Genomic DNA, 7,905 nt, shown 5'->3' with positions numbered 1-7,905 from the left:
CCTCTGCGCCCGCCCCCGCGCCGCCGACCGTCACCACCTCCGCGCCCGCACCGTCTCCCTCGTCCACGCCGTGTGGCTGAGAGCCGACCGGCGCGGCCGTCGCCAGACCCGCGGGCACCGGGTGACACACCGGTACCGCGGCACTCGCGTCGCGCCGGTCGCGGCCGGGCCAGCGATTAGGCTCCCCGACGGCGTGGCGACCCTCGTCGTGCCCGGACCGGAGCCGCGAACCGCGCACCCGCTCGCCCGAGAGGACCCCCGATGACCACGCCCTCAGTGCTCGGTGAGCGCTATGAGATCGGCGGGGTGCTCGGCCGTGGCGGGATGGCGGAGGTGCACCGGGGGCGGGACCTGCGGCTCGGTCGCGAGGTCGCGGTCAAGGTGCTGCGGCAGGACCTCGCCCGCGACCCGTCCTCCCAGGTGCGGTTCCGCCGGGAGGCGCAGGCCGCCGCGTCGCTGAACCACCCGGCCATCGTCGCGGTCTACGACACCGGTGAGGACCGCGGGCCCGCGGGGGCGACCCCGTACATCGTCATGGAGTACGTCGAGGGCGAGACGCTGCGCGACGTCCTCCGGCGGGAGGGCCCGCTCCTCCCCGACCGCGCCATGTCGCTGACCGCGGACATCTGCGCGGCCCTGGACTTCAGCCACCGCAACGGCATCGTGCACCGGGACGTGAAGCCCGCGAACGTCATGATCACCCCGCAGGGCACCGTCAAGGTGATGGACTTCGGCATCGCCCGGGCGGTCTCGGACTCGGCTGCCACGATGACCTCCACCGCGGCCGTGATCGGCACCGCGCAGTACCTCTCCCCGGAGCAGGCCCGCGGCGAGGGCGTCGACGCCCGCTCCGACGTCTACTCCGCCGGCTGCCTGCTCTACGAGCTCGTCACCGGCGGCCCGCCGTTCACCGGGGACTCACCGGTGGCCGTGGCCTACCAGCACGTGCGGGAGGACCCGAGGACGCCGTCGTCGATCAACCCGGCGATCCCCCCGGACCTCGACGCCATCCTGCTCAAGGCGATGAGCAAGAACCCGGCCAACCGCTACCAGTCGGCCGCCGACATGCGCGCGGACCTGCTCCGCGCCGTCGCCGGTCAGCGGGTCGAGGCGACGCCGGTGATGAGCGACGCCGAGAAGACCACGATCATCGGCGCGGCCGTAGTGGGTCGTGGTGACGACGACGGCTGGGACGACCAGGACGCGCAGAAGCGCAGGCGGAACCGGATCATCGCCCTGGTGGTCGGTGCCCTCGTGCTGATCGGCGGGGCCATCGCCATCGCGCTGGCACTGACCGGCGGCAACGGCGACGACGCCCCACCGGCCACCACCCAGGTGACGGTGCCCGACCTGGCGGGCAGGACCCAGGACGAGGCGACGGCGGCGATCACCGCGGCCGGGCTCACCGTCGGCACGGTCAGCCGGGAGGCGAGCACCGAGGAGCAGAAGGACACCGTCCTCAGCTCCGACCCGGCCTCCGGCGAGAAGGCCGACCCGCAGACGCCGGTCCGCCTGGTGATCGGCGGCGGGCCCAACACCATCGCCGTGCCCAACGTGGTCGGTCGCGACCAGGACGCCGCGGTGACCGCGCTCGAGGGCGCCGGGTTCACCGGCAGCATCAGCACCCAGCAGGAGCGCTCGCTGGCGCCCGAGGGTCAGGTCATCGCCGTCGACCCGGCGGCGGGCTCGCAGGCGGCTCCGGACACCCGGATCACGCTCAGCGTGTCCACCGGGTCGATCGAGCTGCCGGACGTGCGCGGGCTGAGCGAGTCCGCGGCCCGCGAGCAGCTGGTGGCCGCGGGCATCGACAACGGCAACATCGAGACCACGAACGGGGAGAGCGACGCGGTGGCGGCCGGCAACGTGGTGGACTCCGACCCGGGCCCGCGGTCCGCGGTCGCCGAGGGCGACGTGGTCACGCTGCTGATCGCCGTCCCGATCCCGAGCGAGGCGCCGACCACGCCGACGACCCCCGCGACCCCCGCTCCGACGACGACGCCGACGGCCCCCACGCCCACCCTTCCGACAGCCAGCCCGACGAGCTAGATGAAGGACCACCCTTCCCCCACGCCTCGCAAGCTCGGCGCGGGCCCCTGAAGGGCGGCCTGAACCGTCAGACGGTGGCGACGGTGAGGCGGTGGGCGGTGGCCTCGGCGGCAGCGACCCTGGCCGGGTCCGGTGCCAGCCCGCAGCTGGTCAGCCAGTTGGCGAGCAGCTGGTGGCCGCCCTCGGTCAGCACCGACTCGGGGTGGAACTGGACGCCCTCGATCGGCAGCTCGCGGTGCCGCAGCGCCATGACGATGCCCGACGGGGTCCGGCCGGTGACCTCGAGCTCGGCGGGCACGGTGTCGGCCTCCACGGCGAGCGAGTGGTACCGGGTGGCGGTGAACGGTGACGCCAGCCCGGCGAGGACGCCGACGCCGTCGTGCACCACCTGGCTGGTCTTCCCGTGCAGCAGCTCGGGCGCGCGGCCGACGACGCCACCGAAGGCCTCGGCGATCGCCTGGTGGCCCAGGCAGACCCCCAGGACGGGCACCCCGGCCTCCGCGGCAGCACGCACCATCGGCACGGTCACCCCGGCGTCGGTGGGCGTCCCGGGCCCCGGCGAGAGCAGCACTCCGGCGACGTCGAGGTCGGCCAGCTCGGCGACCGTCACCGCGTCGTTGCGCCGCACGACGCTGGGCACGCCCAGCTGACCGAGGTACTGCACGAGGTTGTAGACGAAGCTGTCGAAGTTGTCGACGACGAGCACCGGCCGCGGGGCGTCGAGGATGGCCACGCCTCAGGTGTACACGCCCCCGCCCCCCGGTCAGTCGGTGGGGGCCGTGCTGGCGTACTGGAGGTCCAGCGGGCCCTCGTAGGCGGGCAGGCTGACCTGGCGCTGGTCGGCCACCTGGTAGGTGAGGCCGAACTGGTCGACGGCGGCCCTGAGCAGCTGGACCTCGTAGGAGGCCGCCAGGCGCTGACGCATCTCCGCCGCGTTCCCGACGGCGGTGACGACGAACGGCGGTGAGTAGGTGCGGCCCTGCAGCAGGAGGGTGTTCCCGACGCAGATCACCGCGCTGGTCGCGATCAGCCGCTGACCCATGATCGCCACGCCGTCCGCCCCGGCGGCCCACATGGCGTTGACCACGCCCTGAACGTCGGACTGGTGGATGACCAGGTTGTCCGGGCTGACGTTGCCGGGCTGGGCGCCGTTGGGCTCGGGAGGCGCGTCGTCCAGGGTGACCGACAGGCCGGGTCCCTCCAGCGCGGTCAGGCCGGCGGAGGTCGTGCCCTGGGCGCCCTCGGCCTGTGCCGCGGCCACCTCGCCGTTGCGGGAGGCCGCCTGGTCGGTGAGGCCCTGGACCTGCTGCTGCAGCTGGGCGAGCTCCTCCTGCTGCCGGGCGACGTCGGCGTCCCGCTGCTGGATGAGGCCGGGGAGCTGCGAGCTCTCCCCCGCCCGCAGGTCGGTGCCCAGCGCCGTCCGGCTGGAGGTGGCGAAGAGCAGGCCGGCCACCAGGGCGACGACGGGCACGAGCGCCGTCCACAGCGAGAGCCGTCGCCACCGGACCGACCGCGACATGCTCACCTCCTGGCCGGCGTCCGCTCGCGCCGGGCACCGCCCCGCAGGGTGACGCGCCCCGCGCACCGGACGGGTCTGCTCGCCCGGCAGCTTAGGCTGGGATGAGTCCACGCCGGGGCGACAGGCCACCGGCCCAGTGAGGGAGTCCGTTCGGTGCCCAAGTCGAAGGTGCGCAAGAAGTCGGTGTACACCCCGCCGGAGGGAGTGCTCCCCTCCCGCGCGGCCCGTGCCCGCGCCGTGGAGCCCAGCCCCCGCTGGTACGCGGTCCTCATGGTCGCCCTGATGCTCATCGGCCTGCTGTGGATCGTCGTCTACTACGTCGCCGGCGACCGGATCGGCTTCATGGTGTCCCTCGGGGCCTGGAACTTCGCCATCGGCTTCGGCGCCATGGTCGCCGGCCTGGTCCTCTCGATGCGCTGGCGCTGACCCACCCGCTCCACCGCGCTGTCCACAGGCCCCTGTCCCGATCCGGGACAGGGGCCTGTGTCGTCCCCGGACTTGTCCACCGTCGTTCGGTCACCGCGCGGATGCGGTGAGTGACCGATCCGGGATGTCGACAAGCGGACAACCCGCAGGTCAGCGCGCTGTCCGGGGACCCGGCTGTGTACAGCGCTCCAGTCCGTCCACAGGCGGACCGCTCGGTCGTCCCCATGGTTGTCCACGACATGTGGAGTGTGGACAGCCGCCACCGAGGCGTTGACCTGCGCAGATGCCGCCGATGTGACGGTTGGGACGGAAAGGGCACGGGGGTAACTACACCGCTGGAAGTCCGTCCCCAGTTGTGTACACACCTGTGGGTAAACGTGGACAACCAACTTCTTTCGAACTGCGCTCCAGCTCCTTACTACCCGTGGGCCACGAAGGCAAACGAGCAGGGTGACGGGCCGGTCGCACGCGCCCGCCGGCGTGTTGTCGACGATCCGCCGGTCGCGCCGACCCGTCGGCCGGACGGCGGGCCGGGGGACAGCGGGGACGGTCCTGTGGACAGCGGCGGCCCGAGCCGGGTCCTGACAAGCTGGGGAGGTGCAGTGGGGGCCCCGGACCGGCGAGGTCGTCGCGACCGCGGTGGCCGGGCTGGCGCTGGCCCTCGCCGTCTTCGCGGTCGACCCGGTCGGCCGGGTGCTGGTGGGCGGGGCGGCACTGCTGCTGCTCGGTCTGGCCGCCCACGACGCCGTCCTCCGCCCACGGGTGCGGACCGGCCCGGACGGCGTGACGGTGCGGGCGCTCGCCGGCCGCACGACGATCGCGTGGCCGCACGTGCGGGCCCGGGTGCGCGTGCAGCGGCGCTGGGGGGTGCGGGCGCGCACTCTCGAGCTGGAGGACCGCACGGACGACGCCGTGCTGGTCGTGCTGGGGCGGCGCGAGCTGGGCACGGACCCGGCGACGGTGGCCGAGGTGCTGCAGGCCGGCGGCGCCGCCGGGTGAGGGCTCCGGTCAGCCCACGCCGGCGTACACCAGCGCCAGCAGGACGACGACGAGAGCGGCGATGCCGGCGATCGCCAGCGGCGGGCGGCGGCGGGCGGCGACCAGCACCGCGGCCGCGGCGGCCCCACCGACCAGGCCGCCCAGGTGCCCGATCAGCGAGACACCGGGCAGGAAGCTGATCACCAGGTTGATGCCCAGCAGGGTCAGCAGCCCGCGGAGGTCCTGCTTCTGGTGCACCAGTACGACGCCGTAGGCACCCATCAGGCCGTAGATGGCGGTGGAGGCGCCGGCCACCTGCCCGAAGGGGGCGCCCAGCAGCTGGATGGCCGCTGCGCCGCCGATGATCGACACCAGGTAGACGGTCAGGTAGCGGCCCCGGCCGAGCAGGCGCTCGAGCTCGGAGCCGAACACCAGCAGGGAGAGCATGTTCAGCCCCAGGTGGAGCACGCCGTAGTGCAGGAAGGCCGCGGTGAACGGCCGCCACCAGTCGCCCATCTGCACGAACAGCGGCACCTGGGCCAGGTCCTGGAAGAGCTCGGTGCGGTAGTTCTGCAGCGGGTCCTGCCCACCGATCCCGGTCAGGACGGCGGTGAGCAGGAACATCGCGACGTTGACCCCGATCAGGGTCAGCGTGACCGGGCCCCAGCGGCGCCCGGCGCGTTGCAGCCCGCCGGTGCGACGCGGCTCGCGCACCCCGGCGTTGCCCGCTGCGACGTCGTCCGGGCACTGGAACCCGACGGCGGCGGGGTTCATGCACTCCGGGCAGATCGGCCGACCGCAGCGCACGCAGTGCACGCCGGTGGGGCGGTCGGGGTGCCGGTAGCACGTCGCCGGAGGCGCCGGCTGCGGGTTGCCCGCGCCGGCGCCCCCGGTGTCGTCCCTGCCGTCAGGAGCGCTCAGCTGCGCTGCACCTCGACGGAGGTGATGACCACGTCGTCGACCGGACGGTCACCGCGGGCGGTCGGGGTGGTGGCGATCGCGTCGACGACCTGCCGGCTGGCGTCGTCGGCCACCTCGCCGAAGATCGTGTGCTTGCGGTTCAGGTGCGGCGTGGGGCCGACGGTGATGAAGAACTGCGAGCCGTTGGTGCCGGGGCCGGCGTTCGCCATGGCCAGCAGGTAGGGCCGGTTGAACGACAGGTCGGGGTGGAACTCGTCGCCGAACTGGTAGCCGGGGCCGCCGATGCCCTGCCCGAGCGGGTCGCCGCCCTGGATCATGAAGCCCTCGATGACCCGGTGGAACACCGTGCCGTCGTAGAGCTTGTCGGTGGTCTTGGCGCGGGTCTTCGGGTGCGTCCACTCCTTGGCGCCCTCGGCGAGGTCGGCGAAGTTCGCGACCGTCTTCGGGGCGTGGTCGGGGAACAGGTCGACGGTGATGTCGCCGCGGTTGGTGTGCAGGACGGCGCGCCGCGCGGGAGCAGTCTGTTCAGTCACGGGACCACTCTCCCACTGCCGTGCAGCGGCGTGCCGACGGGTGGGCCGGAGGGGTGGAGACGAGGGGAATCGAACCCCTAACCCCCGCCTTGCAAAGGCGGTGCTCTGCCAATTGAGCTACGTCCCCGGGAAGCGCGGCGAGCCGCGCCGGTCCTGGGCGGTGCTGGTCAGGACGGGCGGGGTGTGCTGACCGCGTCGGGCCCGCTGGTGGCCTCGGCCCACAGGTCGGCCTCGCCCTTGCCGGCGGTGCGCTTGCGGACGGCGACCACCGCACTGGCAGCCAGCGCTGCCATCGCCAGCTTCTTCAGCACGCGGGACCTCCTCGATCGGTGGTGACCGTCGCGGCTCCGGTGACCGCTGCGGGGCGTCCGGGTGCGGGTGACCGGCCCCCTGGAGGGGGTGCCGGTCGCCCGCCGTCGGTGCACGGGTGGGCCTGGGAGGACTTGAACCTCCGGCCTCATCCTTATCAGGGATGCGCTCTAACCGCCTGAGCTACAGGCCCGTGGACCGTGGAAGAGCCTACCTGGCGGTCGGCAGCTCCCCGACACGGGGTCCTTGCCGCTAGTCCCGCTCGGCGAGGGTGACCTCGAGGCCACCGACGAGGTCGGAGCAGAGGTTGTAGACGAACGCCGCCACCGTGCACAGCGCGGTCAGCAGCACGATGTTCACCGCGCCGATCACCGCCGCCCCGCCGAGGACGACCGTGCCCGAGATGACGTTGCCACCACTGCCGGCCTCCTCGCCCGAGGAGCTGCTGAGCTGCCCGATGAGGTCGTTGAGGGTGTCGAAGACGCCCAGGCCACCGAGGACGCCGTAGAGGACGGCGACCGCGATCATCCACACGAAGAACAGCGCGATGGAGACGACCAGCGAGATCTTCAGCGCCGACCAGGTGTCGATGTGGCGCAGCTGGAGCCGGGCCCGCCGCGGGCCGCGGCCCGCGCCGCGCACCTTGCCGGTCCGCGCGGTCGCCTCCGCGGCCGGCCGGTCGCCGTCCGGGGTGCGGGCGGGCGAGGGACGCGCGGAGGCGTCCGGCGGCCGTGCCGCGACCGGGCTGACGGTGACCGCCTGGGTCGCGTCCACCGGCAGCGGGCCGCCGCGGGCGGCGCGGTTGGTGCCGGTGACCGGGGGCACCGGGGGCGCGGGGGTCGCCTGCGGACCCAGCGGCGTGACCGGGTGGGCCGCCGGCGGCGTGGGGGCGGCGCCCTTGGTCATCGAGACCGGGGCCTCGGCGGAGGTGGCGTCGGGGACCCGCGCCCGCACGGTGGCATCAGGCGTCTCCGCCGACCCGGCCGGAGCCGGTGCCGCCGCACGGGCGCCGGCCGGCGACGAGCCGACGGCGGTCGCACCGGCTGGGGACGGTGCGTCCTCCCGCTCCCGAGGGGCGTCGACCGGGGCAACGGCCTCCGGCACCCCGTCGGACGTGCCGGACCCGCTCCGGGTCCCGGTACGCACCGAACTGCGCCCTCGGTCGCTCATCCC

The 7,905-nt window shown here is 73.9% G+C and carries 9 protein-coding genes and 2 tRNA genes; 3 read left to right on the top strand and 8 right to left on the bottom strand.

Translation table 11 applies throughout. The annotated features are described in order from the left end of the window. Window positions 1-261 precede the first annotated feature (261 nt). Complete coding sequence (gene pknB / locus FHL79_RS03235; RefSeq protein WP_138757177.1) at window positions 262-2,046, top strand: Stk1 family PASTA domain-containing Ser/Thr kinase; 1,785 nt, start codon at window positions 262-264, stop codon at window positions 2,044-2,046. Between the two features lie 67 nt (window positions 2,047-2,113). On the opposite strand, the gene FHL79_RS03230 is transcribed toward pknB, so the two are convergent. Both FHL79_RS03230 and FHL79_RS03225 read right to left on the bottom strand, forming a co-directional pair. Continuing rightward, entirely contained in the window at window positions 2,114-2,779 is a 666-nt protein-coding gene (locus FHL79_RS03230) for an aminodeoxychorismate/anthranilate synthase component II (protein WP_171057983.1), read from the bottom strand. A gap of 30 nt (window positions 2,780-2,809) precedes the next feature. Further along, window positions 2,810-3,565, bottom strand: coding sequence for a DUF881 domain-containing protein (locus tag FHL79_RS03225; RefSeq protein WP_138757176.1), 756 nt, complete (start codon window positions 3,563-3,565; stop codon window positions 2,810-2,812). Between the two features lie 153 nt (window positions 3,566-3,718). Between FHL79_RS03225 and crgA the strand changes: the two genes are divergently transcribed. Next, window positions 3,719-3,991, top strand: a complete 273-nt coding sequence (crgA, locus tag FHL79_RS03220; RefSeq protein ID WP_138757175.1) for a cell division protein CrgA — start codon at window positions 3,719-3,721, stop codon at window positions 3,989-3,991. 597 nt (window positions 3,992-4,588) lie between these two features. Beyond that, a complete protein-coding gene (locus tag FHL79_RS03215; RefSeq protein ID WP_138757174.1) occupies window positions 4,589-4,990 on the top strand; it encodes a PH domain-containing protein in 402 nt (133 codons plus the stop codon). Window positions 4,991-4,999: 9 nt separating this feature from the next. Here the strand turns inward: FHL79_RS03215 and FHL79_RS03210 are convergent, their stop codons facing one another. From FHL79_RS03210 to FHL79_RS03190, 6 genes are all read right to left on the bottom strand, one after another. Beyond that, window positions 5,000-5,743 (bottom strand): rhomboid family intramembrane serine protease, encoded by a 744-nt coding sequence (locus FHL79_RS03210; protein WP_138757173.1) that lies wholly within the window; start codon window positions 5,741-5,743, stop codon window positions 5,000-5,002. A 143-nt stretch (window positions 5,744-5,886) separates the two neighbouring features. Further along, the gene (locus FHL79_RS03205; protein ID WP_138757172.1) at window positions 5,887-6,423 is read right to left on the bottom strand and encodes a peptidylprolyl isomerase; all 537 of its coding nucleotides are present in this window, start codon (window positions 6,421-6,423) and stop codon (window positions 5,887-5,889) included. Window positions 6,424-6,477: 54 nt separating this feature from the next. Then, window positions 6,478-6,550, bottom strand: a tRNA-Ala gene (locus FHL79_RS03200). Between the two features lie 40 nt (window positions 6,551-6,590). Further along, window positions 6,591-6,734, bottom strand: a complete 144-nt coding sequence (locus tag FHL79_RS24920) for a DLW-39 family protein (protein ID WP_171057982.1) — start codon at window positions 6,732-6,734, stop codon at window positions 6,591-6,593. A gap of 117 nt (window positions 6,735-6,851) precedes the next feature. Beyond that, window positions 6,852-6,925, bottom strand: a tRNA-Ile gene (locus FHL79_RS03195). A gap of 59 nt (window positions 6,926-6,984) precedes the next feature. Further along, the gene (locus tag FHL79_RS03190) at window positions 6,985-7,902 is read right to left on the bottom strand and encodes a DUF3566 domain-containing protein (protein WP_138757171.1); all 918 of its coding nucleotides are present in this window, start codon (window positions 7,900-7,902) and stop codon (window positions 6,985-6,987) included. Window positions 7,903-7,905 lie beyond the last annotated feature (3 nt).

The organism is Modestobacter altitudinis, from assembly GCF_005930475.1.
Classification (GTDB): Bacteria; Actinomycetota; Actinomycetes; order Mycobacteriales; family Geodermatophilaceae; genus Modestobacter; species Modestobacter altitudinis.
This window is presented reverse-complemented; position numbering and strand designations above follow the sequence as displayed.